20 protein-coding genes and 1 riboswitch are annotated in these 14,934 nt (G+C 62.9%); of the genes, 4 read left to right on the top strand and 16 right to left on the bottom strand.

Features of this window, described 5'->3' with window-relative positions; translation table 11 throughout:
• The first annotated feature begins 6 nt into the window (after positions 1-6).
• The 4 genes from MRUB_RS01220 (at position 7) to MRUB_RS01205 (ending at position 3,651) form a co-directional block, all read left to right on the top strand.
• Complete coding sequence (locus MRUB_RS01220) at positions 7-1,296, top strand: cytochrome b (RefSeq protein ID WP_013012540.1); 1,290 nt, start codon at positions 7-9, stop codon at positions 1,294-1,296.
• A 65-nt stretch (positions 1,297-1,361) separates the two neighbouring features.
• Complete coding sequence (locus MRUB_RS01215) at positions 1,362-1,874, top strand: hypothetical protein (RefSeq protein WP_013012539.1); 513 nt, start codon at positions 1,362-1,364, stop codon at positions 1,872-1,874.
• 469 nt (positions 1,875-2,343) lie between these two features.
• Positions 2,344-2,886 (top strand): FAD-dependent oxidoreductase, encoded by a 543-nt coding sequence (locus MRUB_RS01210; protein ID WP_015586275.1) that lies wholly within the window; start codon positions 2,344-2,346, stop codon positions 2,884-2,886.
• Positions 2,887-2,892: 6 nt separating this feature from the next.
• Positions 2,893-3,651 carry an FAD-dependent oxidoreductase gene (locus MRUB_RS01205; RefSeq protein WP_081439933.1) on the top strand — a complete coding sequence of 253 codons (759 nt, stop codon included), beginning with the start codon at positions 2,893-2,895 and terminating at the stop codon, positions 3,649-3,651.
• A gap of 338 nt (positions 3,652-3,989) precedes the next feature.
• On the opposite strand, the gene MRUB_RS01200 is transcribed toward MRUB_RS01205, so the two are convergent.
• From MRUB_RS01200 to MRUB_RS01135, 16 genes are all read right to left on the bottom strand, one after another.
• Positions 3,990-4,322 (bottom strand): hypothetical protein, encoded by a 333-nt coding sequence (locus MRUB_RS01200; protein WP_013012538.1) that lies wholly within the window; start codon positions 4,320-4,322, stop codon positions 3,990-3,992.
• 19 nt (positions 4,323-4,341) lie between these two features.
• Positions 4,342-5,088, bottom strand: a complete 747-nt coding sequence (locus tag MRUB_RS15705) for a hypothetical protein (protein WP_013012537.1) — start codon at positions 5,086-5,088, stop codon at positions 4,342-4,344.
• 60 nt (positions 5,089-5,148) lie between these two features.
• Positions 5,149-5,859, bottom strand: coding sequence for an adenosylcobinamide-GDP ribazoletransferase (locus tag MRUB_RS01195; protein ID WP_235438136.1), 711 nt, complete (start codon positions 5,857-5,859; stop codon positions 5,149-5,151).
• A 1-nt stretch (position 5,860) separates the two neighbouring features.
• Positions 5,861-6,094 carry a C1orf53 family protein gene (locus tag MRUB_RS01190; protein ID WP_013012535.1) on the bottom strand — a complete coding sequence of 78 codons (234 nt, stop codon included), beginning with the start codon at positions 6,092-6,094 and terminating at the stop codon, positions 5,861-5,863.
• Between the two features lie 109 nt (positions 6,095-6,203).
• Entirely contained in the window at positions 6,204-7,250 is a 1,047-nt protein-coding gene (cobT, locus tag MRUB_RS01185) for a nicotinate-nucleotide--dimethylbenzimidazole phosphoribosyltransferase (RefSeq protein ID WP_013012534.1), read from the bottom strand.
• A 5-nt stretch (positions 7,251-7,255) separates the two neighbouring features.
• Positions 7,256-7,765, bottom strand: coding sequence for a bifunctional adenosylcobinamide kinase/adenosylcobinamide-phosphate guanylyltransferase (cobU, locus tag MRUB_RS01180; RefSeq protein ID WP_013012533.1), 510 nt, complete (start codon positions 7,763-7,765; stop codon positions 7,256-7,258).
• 6 nt (positions 7,766-7,771) lie between these two features.
• The gene (locus MRUB_RS01175; protein ID WP_013012532.1) at positions 7,772-8,317 is read right to left on the bottom strand and encodes a histidine phosphatase family protein; all 546 of its coding nucleotides are present in this window, start codon (positions 8,315-8,317) and stop codon (positions 7,772-7,774) included.
• A 3-nt stretch (positions 8,318-8,320) separates the two neighbouring features.
• Complete coding sequence (locus tag MRUB_RS01170; protein WP_013012531.1) at positions 8,321-9,172, bottom strand: ABC transporter substrate-binding protein; 852 nt, start codon at positions 9,170-9,172, stop codon at positions 8,321-8,323.
• A complete protein-coding gene (locus MRUB_RS01165; RefSeq protein ID WP_013012530.1) occupies positions 9,163-9,501 on the bottom strand; it encodes a hypothetical protein in 339 nt (112 codons plus the stop codon). The genes MRUB_RS01170 and MRUB_RS01165 overlap by 10 nt, the downstream gene beginning before the upstream one ends.
• Entirely contained in the window at positions 9,502-10,302 is an 801-nt protein-coding gene (locus MRUB_RS01160; RefSeq protein WP_013012529.1) for an ABC transporter ATP-binding protein, read from the bottom strand. It abuts the gene before it with no gap.
• The gene (locus MRUB_RS01155) at positions 10,295-11,317 is read right to left on the bottom strand and encodes a FecCD family ABC transporter permease (RefSeq protein WP_043956606.1); all 1,023 of its coding nucleotides are present in this window, start codon (positions 11,315-11,317) and stop codon (positions 10,295-10,297) included. The genes MRUB_RS01160 and MRUB_RS01155 overlap by 8 nt, the downstream gene beginning before the upstream one ends.
• A gap of 44 nt (positions 11,318-11,361) precedes the next feature.
• Positions 11,362-12,243 carry an ABC transporter substrate-binding protein gene (locus tag MRUB_RS01150; protein WP_013012527.1) on the bottom strand — a complete coding sequence of 294 codons (882 nt, stop codon included), beginning with the start codon at positions 12,241-12,243 and terminating at the stop codon, positions 11,362-11,364.
• 116 nt (positions 12,244-12,359) lie between these two features.
• Positions 12,360-12,502, bottom strand: a riboswitch (cobalamin riboswitch).
• Between the two features lie 57 nt (positions 12,503-12,559).
• A complete protein-coding gene (locus tag MRUB_RS01145; protein WP_013012526.1) occupies positions 12,560-13,771 on the bottom strand; it encodes a TIGR02710 family CRISPR-associated CARF protein in 1,212 nt (403 codons plus the stop codon).
• 178 nt (positions 13,772-13,949) lie between these two features.
• Entirely contained in the window at positions 13,950-14,144 is a 195-nt protein-coding gene (locus tag MRUB_RS16035; RefSeq protein ID WP_241476931.1) for a PIN domain-containing protein, read from the bottom strand.
• Positions 14,145-14,369, bottom strand: a complete 225-nt coding sequence (locus MRUB_RS16030; protein WP_241476932.1) for a PIN domain-containing protein — start codon at positions 14,367-14,369, stop codon at positions 14,145-14,147.
• Positions 14,366-14,572 carry a hypothetical protein gene (locus MRUB_RS01135; RefSeq protein ID WP_015586271.1) on the bottom strand — a complete coding sequence of 69 codons (207 nt, stop codon included), beginning with the start codon at positions 14,570-14,572 and terminating at the stop codon, positions 14,366-14,368. The genes MRUB_RS16030 and MRUB_RS01135 overlap by 4 nt, the downstream gene beginning before the upstream one ends.
• Positions 14,573-14,934: the final 362 nt, after the last annotated feature.

The raw sequence follows: 14,934 nt of genomic DNA, 5'->3' as shown, positions 1-14,934 counted from the left end.
GGGAGTATGTATCAGTGGTTAGATGATCGCTTGAGCATCGGAAAGCTATACGCCAAGGCTTTCCGCAAGGCCTTCCCGGTGCACCACTCGTTTTTCCTGGGCGAGATCACCCTGTTTTCCTTTGTCACCCTGGTGCTCACCGGCATTTTCCTGACCCTCAACTACGAACCCTCTATCCGCCCGGTCTCGGGCTCGCTCTCGGGCGGGCAGGAAGTGCCGGCGGCCTACTACTCGATTCTCTACATCGACTCGCTGCCCTTTGGGGCGGTGATCCGCTCGCTGCACCACTGGGCCGCCCACATCATGATCGCCGCCGCCTTCCTGCACATGCTGCGCATCCACCTCACCGGGGCCTACAAAAACCCCCGCGAGCTGAACTGGATTGTGGGGGTGTTTTTGCTGGTGCTCGCCATCATCACGGCTTTCACCGGCTACGCCCTGCCCTTCGACAACTACGCCCTCACCGCCACCAAGATCGGCTACGAGATTGGCGCGGCGGCCCCCTGGGTGGGCAAGCTGCTCTCGGATATCCTCTTTGCTGGTGAGCTTTCGCCCACCAACACCCAGACCATCCCCCGGCTCTTCCCCATCCACGTGCTCTGGCTGCCGCTGGCCCTGATCGCCCTGATTGGCGCGCACCTGACCATCATGATCAAGCAGAAGCACACCCAGCCCAAGTACGCCGAAAAGGTGGCACCGGGCAAGATCGTGGGCGTGCCGCTCTTCCCGCAGCAGGCCGCGATGATGGGCATTCTGTTTCTGGTCTACATCGCCGTGACCACCTTCATCGCCGGGGCTTTCCTGGCCCACCCGGTGCAGGCCTTTGGCCCCCCCACCGCCAACACCCCAGCGGTCAAGCCCGACTGGTACTTCATGTGGATCTACGGGATTCTGCAGATCATCCCGGCCAACTGGCGCTTTGAGTTCCTGGGGGCCACCTTTGGCCCGCAGTTCTGGGGCGGTATCCTGGTGCCCACGGTTATCATCCTGGGGGCCCTGGCCATTCCCTTCCTGGACTACTCCAAAGAGAAACAGCGCTACCTCGAGCTCCCCAGCCAGCACCCCTTCCGCACCAGCTTTGTGGTGGGGATGCTGATGTTCTACATCATGAGCACCCTGGCCGGCTACAAGGTGGATCTGGGCCTCTCCAACGGGCTGCTGTGGGTACTGGTCTTTATCGTGCCCATCGTTACCGGGGTGGTCTGCTACATCATCATGAAGGCCATCTACGGCAAGGACTGGAACCGGGAGCCCGAGATTAAGCTGACTGGCAAAGGCTCTGCTGCCGACGATTAAGGCTTGTTCCGTCCCAAGGCGCTCCCCTGTGGAGCGCTTTTTTTGGTTCCGCTGCATAATAAAGCATGCCCAGGCCGTACATCCTCCTGTGGGGCGTGCCCGGTGCGGCCCACCGGGAATTAGAAAACCTGAGGGCTGTGTCCTGCGGCGACTACTGGTGGCTATACCCCCCGCTCGAGCCCGACCTGGAGCATCTGTGCCAGCAGCAGGCGGGTTTTGCGGAGCGTGCAGCCCAGCTCTCCGAAAAGCTCCACTGCACCGCCCTGGCGGTGATGAACCTCGAGGACAGCGCCCTGCTGCTCTGGGCCTACCACCGGGGCCGGCTGGTTTTTCAGTACGACTCCAACCCCATGTACCTGGGCTGTCCGGTGTGTTCGTACAGCAGCGAGACGGTGGGGGCCTTTGTGCACGGGCTGGACGGGTTGTGCCGCCTGCGGGGCCTGCCCCACCGCCAGCAGGCCCTGCGCGCCTGGCTGGTGCGGCGCCGGGGGCTGGGGTTTATGAGCGAGCGTGAGCGGCTGGAAAAAATTCTGGCCCTGCTCGAGCTGCCGACCTCGAGTGCATACACATCCCAATAGAGACCCACCCCAGCGCATGGCTAATCATCCCCGCGCTCGTCGTGGCGTGCCGGGTCTACCCGAGTGCGGCCCGCTTCTCGCTGTTCGCTCGGGCCGCATTTTTCCATTTGAATAAATATGCACTTGCGAAATATGGCACTATGTTCTCCAGGATTCGTTTGTCGGTGCTTTGCCGTAACAAAAAATACGGTTTTTGCCTCAATTGTGCGTAATCCTTCATCGGGCTTTGGGGCCTCGAGCTAAACTAAATCCACCCCGCCAAGGGGAAACCAAGCCAGAAAGGAGGTTGATCGAACACCGCAAGGAACTTCCCATTGCTGGTTAGACCTTGATTACAAGCAATACGACGAACTGCCACCACACGGTATGCCACCGTGCGATGGAGCGACTAAGTCGGCAGGGTGATGCCCGAGCATCCAGAACAATTCTCGGGAGAAAGGTTTGCAGAAGTGTAAAAAGGTAGATTCGCATGAAAACGCTCGTCATAGGCGCCGGAGCCGCCGGCCTGGCCGCGGCCCAAGACCTACAGAAAGCTAAACATCAGGTTACTGTTCTTGAAGCCCAACACCGCGTCGGAGGACGCATCCGCACCGATAGAAGTTTTGCTGCTGTACCTATCGAGCTGGGCGCGGAATTCATCCACAGCAGCCAGGTTCCCACCTATCCCCTTCCCGCACAGTTTGGCCTGCGCACCCGCTACTTCAACCAGCAGGACGACACCCTGGTACGCCTGCCGGATGGCAGCCTGCGCACCATTGCCGAGGTCGGCTGCGAGGAACTGGGATACAACAACATTCGGCTGGTGGACTGGCCCCAGGCCATCGGCGAGGAGTCGCTGGCCGCGTACCTCCAGCGCAACCGGCTCGAGGGCCAAAAAATCCCCTACAAGCTGCAAGAGTACATCTCCGACTTCGATGCTCCAGAAACCCTCAGCGCGCAAGCCGCGCTGGAGTTTCTGTGCGACAAGTCCGCCGAGGAGGGGGATTACCGCATCCTCGAGGGCTACGATTAACTAGCGATAAAACTTGCGACCTCACTGGACATCCGGCTGGGGGCCGTGGTGGAGACGCTCGAGTGGGGCCCTTTTGGCGTCAAGGCCCTCACCACCGACGGGCGGATCTTCCTGGCCGACCAGGCCGTGATCGCCGTGCCGCTGGGCGTGCTGAAAGCCGGCAAGATTCGTTTTGTGCCCGAGCTGCCCGAGGCCAAGCAAGAAGCGCTGCACCGCTTAGGCCTCACCGATGCGGTTAAGCTCTTCTTTTTGTTCGATGGGCCGGTCTTCCCGCCCGGCATTGTGGAGCTCTACGTGCCCGGCCACAGCCCCGACGAGTGGTGGAGCAGCGCTGCTGGCCACGGCGTAAACTTCGAGATTCTGACCGCCCTGGCCACCGGCCCCAAAGCCCGTGAGCTCCTAGCCCTGCCCGAGGAAGAGGCCCTGCAAAGCGCCCTGCAAACCCTGCGCCAGGCCTTAGGCCGCCCCGACCTCACCCCCCGCCGGGCCCGGCTGGCCCACTGGCAGGACGACCCCTACACCCTGGGGGCCTACTCCAAGGCCAGCGTGGGGGCCTCCCAGGCCCGCCGCATCCTGGCCCAGCCGGTGGGCAACCGGCTCTTCTTTGCCGGCGAGCACACCGCCTCCAACGCCTGGGCCGCCACCGTGCACGGGGCCTATGCCAGCGGACGGCGGGCCGCCCGCGAAGTCCTGCAAGCCCGCGCGCTCACCTATTCGATCCCCCGCTCCGAAACCCTGCGACCCGCCCTGCCCTTGGGGGCATGACGGGGCATTGGCCAGAGACACCGCAGACTGCCCAGTACGGCGAAAAACCGCCGTGCTGGGCATTTACTGTGGACTGGGGTATTGCCGCGTTGAAAGGAGGAACGCGGCAGCGAAGCCAAAAAAGGTCCACCACCGCTTGCTCATGGAAGCACCTCGAGCCCAACCGCCAGCCTGAAGCCCTGGGTGTTATACGCATTTCGGTAGTATCGTTCACTTTGACAAGCCTAAACAATACTACCGAAATGCTTTTCTACTCCCTTCGGTCGGCTTGAATCCTTCACCTATGACTGCGTCCAAAGCTGAAGGATTCAAGCGGAAACGGTATCATCCACCGAAAATCACGGCAAGATTTGATACGAGGGCTTTACGAAGAAGCTGTAAAAGAGCGAGAGTAGAAAATACAGCACACCCAGCGCCAGGTAATTCCAGTGGACGAAACCTGTGAGTTCGGGACGCCGTGCAATTAGCTTGCGGTTGACTCCAAAAATGGCCTGTAGCCCCATCGCTAGCGCAAACAAGAACCAGAGAAACTCCGGGCTCGAGACCCATGCGCCAAGCGACAGACTTCCGGAAGTGACACCCACGCTCGCCTTGACCGCCATCATGCTAGCCCCGGCAAAGAATGCTACTCGACCGAAAAACTCGAGGGTGTGCTGCCGAACCGCGTTCATTGTAATCACCTATTTTGGGTTAGTATACACATCCATGTCTTATCATCTGATTCGCCCAGTAATTATAGCTGCTTAACGCAAGCGAATAACTTACTACTGCAATCAAACACGCAGGGGTCCAAAATGTAAAAGGATTGCATGTTGCATAAAGTGCGTACGTCGCTGCTACAAGGGCTGCAGTAGCAGCTACATAGTTTGCAATGATTTCTGAACAATTGGCCTGCGAATAATGCAAGCTGTCTCGCTCAAGCGATTGAAGTTCTAACAGGTCGCCTAGGGTTTGGGTGCTCCCTACTCTGTTGATGCCCCAAATAACCTTTTGAAAGACAGGACGACCCTGTGATGGATCAACAGTACCGTTTACAACTAGATGAGTCTTGAGGTCTGAAAATGCTAATGCTATAAGCTCTTTTTCCCGTTCACGGGAAAGACGGGATAACAGTACACTCGTGACCCTATTCTGCTCAAAAGTTACGACCACTAGCTCAAGGGTTTCCTCACTAATGTAAATGGGGACTTGAACAACTAAACTATCGTTGGAGTCAGCACTCTGAGTGGCCTTCGTCCAATCTAGTCCCTTCCCCTCATTTTTGGCCAGTAAAATCAAGGTTTGAACCTCAGGATCAGCTTCTATTTGCGCCCGGATTTCGGGGGTTACAACGGTTGGGTTTGGCTTTGTTTCCACCACCCTGGGCGTGCTCGAGCACCCCGCCAATACCAGCAACGCCACCATCAGCCAAGCCAGCGCCTTGCGATTGTGTAGCATAATGCCCCCTTTGGAATGTTTTTTTGCAATTTAGACCAACCCCCCAATGTGTAGTGCGCGTTACATTTCGTACTTAATCCACCACACCCCCACCAACAAGCCCGCCACCTCCCCTATCTCCACCAGCGCCCCGTACACATCGCCGGAAAGCCCACCCCCCAGCCTTCTGGCAGCCCAGGAGGCCAGCAGTAGCATCGCCGCAACCACGGCCAGCGCAACCCAGGGGAAGAAGTAGATGGCTGGCAGGGCAAACAGCAAGGCCGGGAAGATTCGCCCCTCACGGCTGCGGACCCCCAGGCCCTCCTTGCGGGCCGCCGGAAAGAGGTTCATGGGCAGGAGCAAAGCAAAGCGCACCAGGGCGGGCAGGCACAAAAGCAGCCAGGGCGAGGGGCTCGAGGCCAGCAACTGCCACTTCAGGAGCAGCACCACAAACCCCACCCCAAAGGCAAAGCTGCCCATGTGCACATCGCCCAGGATGCGCAGGCGCTCGGCGGGGGGCTTCATGGAGAGCAGGGCGTCGGCGGAGTCCAGCAGGCCGTCCAGGTGGAGCATGCCGGTGCAGGCCAGCCAGGCCGCCAGCAGGAGGGCCCCTTGCAGACCGTCGGGCAGGGCAGCGGTCAGCCACGCCACCAGCGCCAGCACCCCGCCAATCAGGTAGCCCGCCAGGGGGTAGAAAGCCGAGGCGGCCTTCATTTCGCCGTCTTTGACCTCGCCCAGGTTGGGCACGGGAAACGTGGTTAGAAAGCCTACAGCCAGCCAGAAAGGGCGCACCTTAAGGTTGTACCAGAACCGCCCCAAAACGCGCCTCGAACTCTTCTTTGGTTTTGATGGGACGGCCCTCGAGCCGCAGTTGCACGGTCTGGGCCTGAATCTCTTTAGGGTAAGGACAGTGGCGGCACCTGGAGCCGCAACAGTAGCCGCGCCGCCGGTGGTAGTCTGCGGTGAAAACGTAGAGACCATTTTCGATGTAGTAATCCACGTTTTCTTTGAGCTCTGCTCTGGCCATCTTTGCTTCCTTGCAAATATCCTACTTTGTTCTCTGGATTGAATATCAATCTGGCTTGGGATTACAGTCCAGCCTCACCCGCATGCTCATCTGGTCTGTTACCGGCTTTCTACAATCCCCCAGTCTGCGACACCCCGGCCTGGGCAAAGGTAGCCATGCCTGCCATTACCGAGGCCGCCGCCCGCAGGATGGGAAAGCTCAAAACCGCCCCGGTGCCCTCGCCCAGGCGCATATCCAGCTCGAGGACGGGCCTGAGCCCTAGGGCCTCTAGCTGCCTGCTGTGCCCCGGCTCCAGCGAGCGGTGTCCAGCAAAGAGGTAATCGCGCACGTTCGGATTGATCCGACAAGCCAGCAGCGCCCCTGCCGTCACCGGGAAGCCGTCGGTCACCAGGGGCAGGCCGGCCTCGGCCCCGGCCAGAAACACCCCCGCTACCGCCGCGATTTCCAGCCCCCCCAGCTCGGCCAGTACCTCGAGCGGCCCGGCTTTAGTAAGCTCACCCAAACGAGCCTGGGCCCGGCGCAGCGCCGTAGCCACAACCTGCACCTTGTTTTGGTAGCGGGCCGCATCCACCCCGGTACCGCGCCCGGTCACCGCCCTGGCCTCCAGGCCCAGCAAAGCCGCCGTGAGGGCTGCCGCGGCGGTGGTATTGCCGATGCCCATATCGCCGGCGGCCAGAATGGTAGCGCCCTCGGCGATGGCCCGGCGGGCGGCCTCGGCCCCGACCTGGATGGCCTGCTCGGCTTCGGCGCGGGTCATGGCGGCCTCCCGGGCGATGTTGCCGGTGCCCGAGCGCACCCGCTCCGGCGACGGAGTGGGGGAGTTGATACCCACGTCGAGCACGTAAACCTGGGCGTCGGCGGCTCGGGCAATTTGATTAATGGCCGCGCCCCCCGCCCGAAAGTTCAGCAGCATCTGGGCGGTCACCTCGGATGGGTAGGCCGAGACGCCCTCGGCGGTCACGCCATGGTCGGCGGCGCAGACGATCACGGCGCCCTTGCCCAGCGTGGGGCGCAGGGTCTGCTGGATGGCGGCCAGGCGAACCCCCAGTTCCTCCAGATACCCCAGGGAGCCGGGCGGCTTGGTGAGCTGATCCTGGTGGGCGCGGGCCTGGGCCAGCCATTCTTGAGCAATGGGTTGGATCTTGAAGTGAAGCATAGCAACTATTTGATTTGTAGCGGGATACCGGCCACCAGCAGGTAGACCCGGTGGGCCTCCTGGGCGACACGGGCGTTGGCCGCCCCCAGCAGATCGCGGTAGCGCCGAGCCAGGGGGTTCTCGGGCACGATGCCCAGGCCCACCTCGTTGGTGACCACCAGCAGGGTCTTGTCGCTCTGGGCCCAAACCGCCAACAGGCGCTCGAGCGCGGGCAGCACCTCGAGCCCGGCCAGCATCAGGTTGGAGACCCACAAGGTCAGGCAGTCCAGCAGCACCACCCCATGCCGGGCCTGCTGCAGGGCCTGGGGCACCTCGAGCGGGGCTTCCAGGGTTTCCCAGGCGGGGGGGCGCTCGGCCCGGTGCTTGGCGATGCGCTGGCGCATCTCCCCGTCCAGCGGCTCCGCTGTAGCGATAAAGCTCACCTGCGCCTGCCCCAGGGCCTGGGCCTGGGCCTGGGCAAAGCGGCTCTTGCCGGCCCTGGCCCCCCCCGTGATAAGCACCAGATGCTTCTGCATAGGGCCTCAACCCCCGTTCTCGGGCGCCCGCACAAAGAGCACCCGCTTGTGCGCCCAGTCCAGCCCCACCACCGCGCAGGGCGGCAGGAAGCGGTCTTGATCCAGCTCCCGCAGCACCATGCGCAGCACCCCCCCGTGGGTGAAGACCAGGTGGCGGCCCGCCGGCAGGCGGTCGAAGAAGCCGTACACCCGACGGCGCAACTGGGCGGTGGACTCCCCCCCGGGCGCCTGGAAGCCATCAAAGGCCAGGAGCGCCGCTTTGTACGCCTCGGGCAGCTCGGCCCACCGCAGGCCCTCAAGCTGGCCGAACTCGAGCTCACGCAGCGCCGCCGAGACTTCCTGGGGTTCGCCGTAGGCCAGCCGGGCGGTCTGGATGGCCCGTTGCAGGTCGGAGGCCACCACCCGCTCGAAGCGTTCGGCGGCCAGCCAGCTCGACAGCGCCCGGGCCTGCTGCTCCCCCAAAGCCGTGAGCGGCACATCGCTCCAGCCGGTAAGCCGGCCCTCCCGGTTCCAGGTGGTCTCCCCGTGGCGCACCAGCCAAAGCTCGCCCACCCCTCACCTCCGCACTGCCTCGGCGGGCGCGGGCGCTGGCCAGGCCCCGGGGTGCAGAATCCCGGCCAGAATCTCCACCCCCTGCACCACCTGGGGGGTCAGGGCGCAAAAATAGGCCGAGTCCAGGGCCCAGCACTCCACCCCGGACAGGGGGTTTGCCCAGCCCGCCAGATCCCGCAAAGCTGCTTCCAGCCCGTAGCCGCAAAAGGAAAACAGCACCACCTCGGGCTGCAAAGCGGCTATTTCCTCCCAGGTGGTGCGGAAGCTGGGCGCCTCGGGGCTGGCCCCCAAGGGTGCGCCCCCGGCGGCCTCGACCAGGTCGGGCACCCAGTGGCCGCCTAAAAAGGGGGGCTCGAGCCACTCCACAAAGGCCACGCGGGGCCGCTTTCGCCCAGCCACAGCCCGCCGCACCCGCTCGAGCCGGCCCTGTAGCTCCTCAATCCCTGCCTCTGCCGAGACCCCGGTGGCTGCTGCCACCGCCCGCAGATCGTCCCACAGATGGGCCAGCCGGGTGCCCTGCAGGCTGAGGGTGGGCACCCCAAAGGATAGGCAGTCCACCGCCTGGCGCAGCTCGCTGGGCCCCACCGCACACACCTCGCAAACCCCCTGGGTCAGGATCAGATCGGGCTTCAGAGACTGGAGCACCTCCGTGCGCACCCGGTACAGGCTCTGGCCGGCCTGGGCGGCCTGACGCACCCGCTGATCTATCTCGGCTTGCGAAAGTCCTTTGGGTAGGATGCTCTCGGTCAGCACGGGCTTGTCTGCCACGGCGCAACAGTGCGAGACCCCCACCGGCTCCACCCCCAAAAAGCGCAGAATCTCGGTGGCCGCAGGCACCAGGCTGGCTACCCGCATCCGCTCCCCCCTTCCACCCAGGCATACAGCGGGGTTTCTACAAACTCCGGTGGCCCCTCCAGATACAGCCGGAGCCCTGGCAGCAACAGGTTGGCACCTTCCTGCTCGAAGTCCAGCGGATCCCCCGGCAGGGTGTACAGCAGGGTCTCGCCAGGGGCAACCCCCAGCCGCATCAGCCGGGCCCGCGCAGGGCGGACACAGCGGATGCGGGCCTCCTGCGCCACGGCTATATAGCGCGCCAGGCAGGGGCCGTCCTGGGTCATCAGACGGCGCACCTCTCCCAGGTCGAGCAAAAGCAGCTTCTCGGTTACTTTCAGGCTGGCCTGCATCTACTCCTCCAACAGCACCACCGGTCGGTCTTTCACCCGGTGCACCTGCACCCCTGGCCCGTACACCCTGCGCAGCAAGGGCTGGTTGAGCACCTCGGCGGGATGGCCCAGGGCCAGCAGGCTGCCTTCCAGCAAGAAAGCCACCCGGTCGGCCCTAGCGGCCAGGTTGGGGTCGTGCAGCACCGTAAGGATGCCCAAGCCCAGAGAACGCAGACCGGCCAGCAGGCCCAAAAACTCGGCCTGGTGATGCAGGTCGAGGTGGTTGGTGGGCTCGTCCAGGAGTAAAAACCTGGGCTGTGCGGCCAGCGCTCGGGCCAGGAGTACCCGTTGGCGCTCACCGCCGGAAAGGGTGGGGAGCCGCCGGTGACGGAAGGCCGCCACCTGGGTCTGGGTCAAGGCCCACTCGAGCGCCTCCAGATCGGCCTTACCCAGCCGGCCCAGAAGCCCCAGGTGCGGGGTGCGGCCCAGGGCCACCACCTCCTCTACCGTAAGATCCTCGGGGTAGCCGCCGTTTTGCGGCAGAAAGGCAATCGCCTGCCCTCGAGCCCAGCTCGAGTAGGATCCCAGGGGCCGACCCTCCAGGTACACCGCCCCCTCGGTGGGCTTCACCAGCCCTGCCAGCAAGCGCAGCAGGGTAGACTTCCCCGAGCCGTTGGGCCCCAGCAAAGCCAGCCACTCCCCCGGCTCCAGGTGCAGGCTAAGACCCTCGAGCACCCTTTTATGCCGGTACGAAAAGCCCAGGTTATGGGCCGCCAGCCCCCTTGGAATTGCCACACCATCGGAATGGGGAAGCCTAGCCATACCGCCTCCGCTCCCGCCACAGCAGGTACAAAAAGAAAGGCCCCCCCAGCAGCGTGGTCACGATGCCCACCGGCAGCTCCGCCGGGGCCACCAGCACCCGCGCCCCCAGGTCGGCCCAGAGCAGCAGCACCGCCCCCCCCAGGGCCGAGGCCGGTAGCAGGTAGCGGTAGTCACCCCCCAAGAGCCGCCGGAGCACGTGCGGGGCTACCAGGCCCACAAAGCCGATGATGCCCGCCTGGGCCACCGCCGCAGCGGTCAGCAGGGTACAGACCCCAATCAGAAGTAGCTTGAGGCCCTCCAAGGGCAGACCCAGGCTGCGGGCGGTCTCCTCGCCTAGGGTGAGGGCGTTGAGGGTGCGTCCCAGCAGCAAAAAAACCGGCAAGGTGAGGAGCAGATAGCCAGCCAGCGACCCCACCCCCTGCCAGCTTATGAAGGCCAGGTTGCCCAGCGTATAGGCGAACACCGCCCGCACCCGGTCGGCGTCCTGCAGCATCAGGTAGCTGGTCAGGCCCACCAGTATGCTCCCCACCACCACCCCGGCCAGAATCAGGTCGTGGGTGCGGCTGGCCCCCCCGGAGAGCAGCAACACCAGCAGCACCGCCCCCACCGCACCCAGAAAACCAAACCAGGTGGCCGAGGAAGGCAGAAAGCCAAAGATGGCGTGTTGCGCAAATGCACCGCTCAAGCCACCGGCCAGGCTCACTGCCAGTGTGACCCCAAAGGCCGCCCCCGCCGCCGAACCCATCAGGTAGGGGTCGGCCAAAGGGTTACGGAACAGGCCCTGGAAAGCCGCCCCCGAGAGGCCCAGCGCGGCCCCCACCAGGATGGCCCCCAGCACCCTGGGCAGGCGCAGCTCGGTGATGATGGGGTTGTCTTGCCAGCCCAGCAGGGCCCGCAGCACCTCCTGGGCTGGTATCTGCACCGCCCCATACCAGAGCCCCAGCAGCCCACCCAGCCCCAGCAACACCAGCAGGGCAGCAAAAGCCGACAGCCGCGGGAGAAGCCCCGCCGCCACCCGGCGCTTAGGTGTGGTGAGGGCTGGGGTGTGCACCGTACCTCCTAGCGGCGCAGTTCTGGGTGGAAGCAGCCCACCAGCAGTTGCAGACCCTGGGCCACCCGCGGGCCGGGGCGCGAAAGCAGGTTATCCTGCTGACCGGTAAAGGTGCAGATGCGCTGGTTGCGGATGGCCGCCACCCCTGCCCAGCCAGGCCGCTTGGGTAGGTCGGCGGCCCCTGGATGGGTCAGCACGATAACGGCGGGGTTCTTCTGCACCACCAGCTCGGGGCTGATCTGAGGGAAGAGCCCCAGCTCCCTGGGGACGATGTTCTGGCCGCGGGCCTTGGTAATCAGCACGCCGATGAAGGACTCGGGCCCCACCGTGTAGGGCGTGGGGTCAATCTCGTAGTAGACCGTGGGGCGCTGGGCGGCCTTGGCGGCGCGGCTCTCCACCGCGTACACCTCACGTTGAATTTGCGCGACCAGCCGCTCGGCCTGGGCCTCCAGGCCCAGCACCCGGCCCAGCAGGCGGGTGGTGCGGAAGATGTCGTCGTAGGTCTCGGGCTTGACGGCAAAGCTGGCGACCCCGGCCCGCTCGAGCCCCTCGTGCAGCTTGCCGTAGACTGAGACGATCACCAGGTCGGGCTTGAGGGCCAGGATGGCCTCGAGGTTGGGGTTATACAGCCCCCCCACCTTGGGCAGCCGCTTGACCTGCTCGGGAAAATCGGAGTAGTCGTCCACCCCCACCAGCCGCCCACAGGCATTCAGGGCGCACACCGTCTCGGTGACCGAGGGCAGCAGGGCCACAATGCGTTGGGGCGCGGCTTTGAGGGTTATGCTGCGGCCCAGGTCGTCGGTCAGGGTACGCGGGAACGGCTGGGCCAGGCCAGGGGCCAGTAGCGCAAAGCTTAAAGCCAGAAGCAAAAGCCAGAAAGATCTCTTCATCGCGTCCCTCCCCAACCCGGTCTCGCTATTAGGCGTAAAAAAACGCCCTCGGGAGTGAGGACGCCAAACAGGTTCCCCGAAACTCCCCCTTCTTGCGAGAGGTGCCTTCCGTATCGGAGTAAGAAGGCGTTTTGGCAGGTATTCGGACTTCGGGCGATCAATGCACCGTTACCGCTGCGCGACAGTGCCGGACTTTCACCGGACTTCCCCACTTTAAGCCAGGGCTACGCGCCCAGGCACCAAAACTTGACCGGGTTGTCTGGCCCTAGCGGGCCTTGGCTTCAGGCTACACCCCCAAGACCCACCCGACAAGCGTCTACCAGGTGGGCCAGGCGGGGGCGGCCTCGAGGCCCAAGCCCTGAAGGGACTTATAAAGTTTCTCCCACGATTCCTGCTTCACCGGGGTAAACCCATGAGCCAGAATGCTGTTGTGACGCGCTTGGAGCAGGTTCCCTAGCTCGCCCAGGTAGGCCGCGTAGAGCCGCTGGGGTAGGGTCTGGGACTGCCCCAATACCCCATCTATGGTAGCCGCCAGGGACAGCCGATCCTTGAGGCCGGTGGCCCTCTGAATCTGTTGAGCAAGGTGCTGGGCTGCCTGCGGATAGCTTTTGGGGTCGCTCAGCACAATCTGGTGCCGCTCGTACAGGTCGGCCTCAGCGGCCAGCTCCACCGCCCGGTACAGCCGGGCCAACGCGTCGTCGTGGCGGCCCCTGGAAGCCCGGCGCTGGGCGTTGGCTAAAAGGTCGGCCAGCAGGGCAAAGGTGGGCTTGCCCTCCCGATCCAGGATGGCCCGCAGCCGGGCTTGGGCCTGCTGCAATTCCTGCAACACCCGCACCTTGCCCCCGTGCCCCCAGGCTTCGGCAATGGTAAGGGTGGGCTCGAGGTGTCTCTCCAGCTTCTGCCAGGCCGCCTTGTGGTAAAACAAGTCCCACTCCAGCATGCCTTCGGTAATCCCCTTCAGGTGCTCGTAAAAGCGCTTCTCGGAGGGGGTCAGGGGCCGGGCCAGCAGTGCGTCCAGAAACGCCTGTGCGGCCTGGTAGTCGCACTGGTTCCAGGCCCGCCGGAAACCCTCCCACTCGCGCAGGCCGTAGCGGTAGGTGGGGTCTTCCAGCAGCCGCAGCCGCTCGCTGCCGCTTTTTACCCGCCCCTGACCGTCGCGGGCCTGGCCGCCCACGTAGCTAAAGGTAACGCCCTGCCCGGTAAGGGCCAGCACCAGCCCCGCCGACATGGTTTTGGTGCCCCCGGTAATATCGGCCACAATGGCCCGCGCCTCCCACTCGAGGGCCTTTTGCAGTGCCAAGCGCCCCTTGCGAAACACCTCGCCCAGGTCTTCGGGGTCGTCGAGCAGCAGGGTGTGAAAGCGCAGCGCTTCCCCATAGCGTTGGATAAGCTCTGCCGACACCACCTGCGAATCCTGGCTGGCTATAAAAATCACCCCCTGCGGGGTGTGCTCGGTCAGGGCAAACTCGAGGGGCTCCAGGGTCTGCCCCACCCCCAGTATCAAAACTGTGTTTAGTTGCTCCTGCACGCCCCCAATCTATCAAACTTCACGCGGCCTTTGCGTGGCATTTGTTTACAACCCTGGGATGGCTATGCCACCCCCCCACCTGCGACAAGCGATGGTCAACTACCACTGCCAACCCCACCAGGCCCGGAAACTTTTACTTAAACCCGATTTGGGCAAAATCAGCACGCTGCAGATTTGACTAAAGGCCATAGGGATCCAGCTTTTTTAGGAGCCAAGTTACGCTTACAACCGGGATGTTATGGACTTTTTTGAGCGACAGCAAGTCGCTCTTGTCCCCTGTGACCAAGTAGTCGGCTTTGGCGGCCAGCAACGTCCCGATGATCGCATCATCATCGGGGTCGGGCGAAAGGTGCACCCGCTCGGGCGTAACCACCTACGAGGCTTGTTTGAACTGCCGTATAAACCGACCGATAAGCACTTTGTTTTTAACTTTGGGAAACTTTTTTTGAATTACCCGCTTGAATTCTTCGATTTGGTCTTGGGAGGTCACATTTTCAAAGCGCTTTCCCTCTAGCCCCAGATCAACCACCAGATGATGTGCTCTACCACGGGTCAGGATGGCCGCTATCAAAACATTGGTGTCCAAAACAACTTTCAACTTTTCTCCAGCGTTCGGAATACTTCTTCTTCGGTAAGCCCGCTGGTAGCACTGATTCTCCTCGCCAGCTCTGCAGCCTCCAAAGCGGCTTTTTTGCGCTTGGCTTCCTCTCTAAGAATTTCCCGTAGCCGTTTGTACCAGCCTGGGCCATAAGCTTCTTTGAAGCGCTCGAGTTCCTTTTCTAAAGTAGTGGGCAGAACCATAATCTCATGATAGCTCACCCCTGTTAGCCCCGCCACAGCGCCGCCTGGCCCAGTCGAGTTTCAATCCCCTTACGGGGCTTTTTGTTTGCAACAGCATACCCCGTTAAACACCGTGCTGTACAGGGGTGCTGGAGGGGGTATTTATGAGAAACCGGAGTTATCCACAGCCCCCTGTGGATAACTGGGGTAAAAAGTGCGTTTTTTGCGATGAGGGCTTACTTTCCCGCACTTTTAGATTTTTTGTGGTGTGGGTTTGCCTTATTCATCGCAAAAGCTGGCTTTCAAAGTGCGCTGTCGAATTGCTCGACGAAAGTATTATAGCATTTTGCGCAAAACATAATGGGTTATTTAGTGAAAGTGTT

This window comes from Meiothermus ruber DSM 1279, assembly GCF_000024425.1.
In the GTDB taxonomy this organism is placed as follows: Bacteria; Deinococcota; Deinococci; order Deinococcales; family Thermaceae; genus Meiothermus; species Meiothermus ruber.
This window is presented reverse-complemented; position numbering and strand designations above follow the sequence as displayed.

What these genes read in the sequence shown, in the direction of transcription:
- MRUB_RS01220 (WP_013012540.1), top strand. Translation starts at nt 7, where the DNA reads ATGTATCAGTGGTTAGATGATCGCTTGAGCATCGGAAAGCTATACGCC.
- MRUB_RS01215 (WP_013012539.1), top strand. Translation starts at nt 1,362, where the DNA reads ATGCCCAGGCCGTACATCCTCCTGTGGGGCGTGCCCGGTGCGGCCCAC.
- MRUB_RS01210 (WP_015586275.1), top strand. Translation starts at nt 2,344, where the DNA reads ATGAAAACGCTCGTCATAGGCGCCGGAGCCGCCGGCCTGGCCGCGGCC.
- MRUB_RS01200 (WP_013012538.1), bottom strand. Translation starts at nt 4,322, where the DNA reads ATGAACGCGGTTCGGCAGCACACCCTCGAGTTTTTCGGTCGAGTAGCA.
- MRUB_RS15705 (WP_013012537.1), bottom strand. Translation starts at nt 5,088, where the DNA reads ATGCTACACAATCGCAAGGCGCTGGCTTGGCTGATGGTGGCGTTGCTG.
- MRUB_RS01190 (WP_013012535.1), bottom strand. Translation starts at nt 6,094, where the DNA reads ATGGCCAGAGCAGAGCTCAAAGAAAACGTGGATTACTACATCGAAAAT.
- cobT (WP_013012534.1), bottom strand. Translation starts at nt 7,250, where the DNA reads ATGCTTCACTTCAAGATCCAACCCATTGCTCAAGAATGGCTGGCCCAG.
- cobU (WP_013012533.1), bottom strand. Translation starts at nt 7,765, where the DNA reads ATGCAGAAGCATCTGGTGCTTATCACGGGGGGGGCCAGGGCCGGCAAG.
- MRUB_RS01170 (WP_013012531.1), bottom strand. Translation starts at nt 9,172, where the DNA reads ATGCGGGTAGCCAGCCTGGTGCCTGCGGCCACCGAGATTCTGCGCTTT.
- MRUB_RS01165 (WP_013012530.1), bottom strand. Translation starts at nt 9,501, where the DNA reads ATGCAGGCCAGCCTGAAAGTAACCGAGAAGCTGCTTTTGCTCGACCTG.
- MRUB_RS01160 (WP_013012529.1), bottom strand. Translation starts at nt 10,302, where the DNA reads ATGGCTAGGCTTCCCCATTCCGATGGTGTGGCAATTCCAAGGGGGCTG.
- MRUB_RS01150 (WP_013012527.1), bottom strand. Translation starts at nt 12,243, where the DNA reads ATGAAGAGATCTTTCTGGCTTTTGCTTCTGGCTTTAAGCTTTGCGCTA.
- MRUB_RS01135 (WP_015586271.1), bottom strand. Translation starts at nt 14,572, where the DNA reads ATGGTTCTGCCCACTACTTTAGAAAAGGAACTCGAGCGCTTCAAAGAA.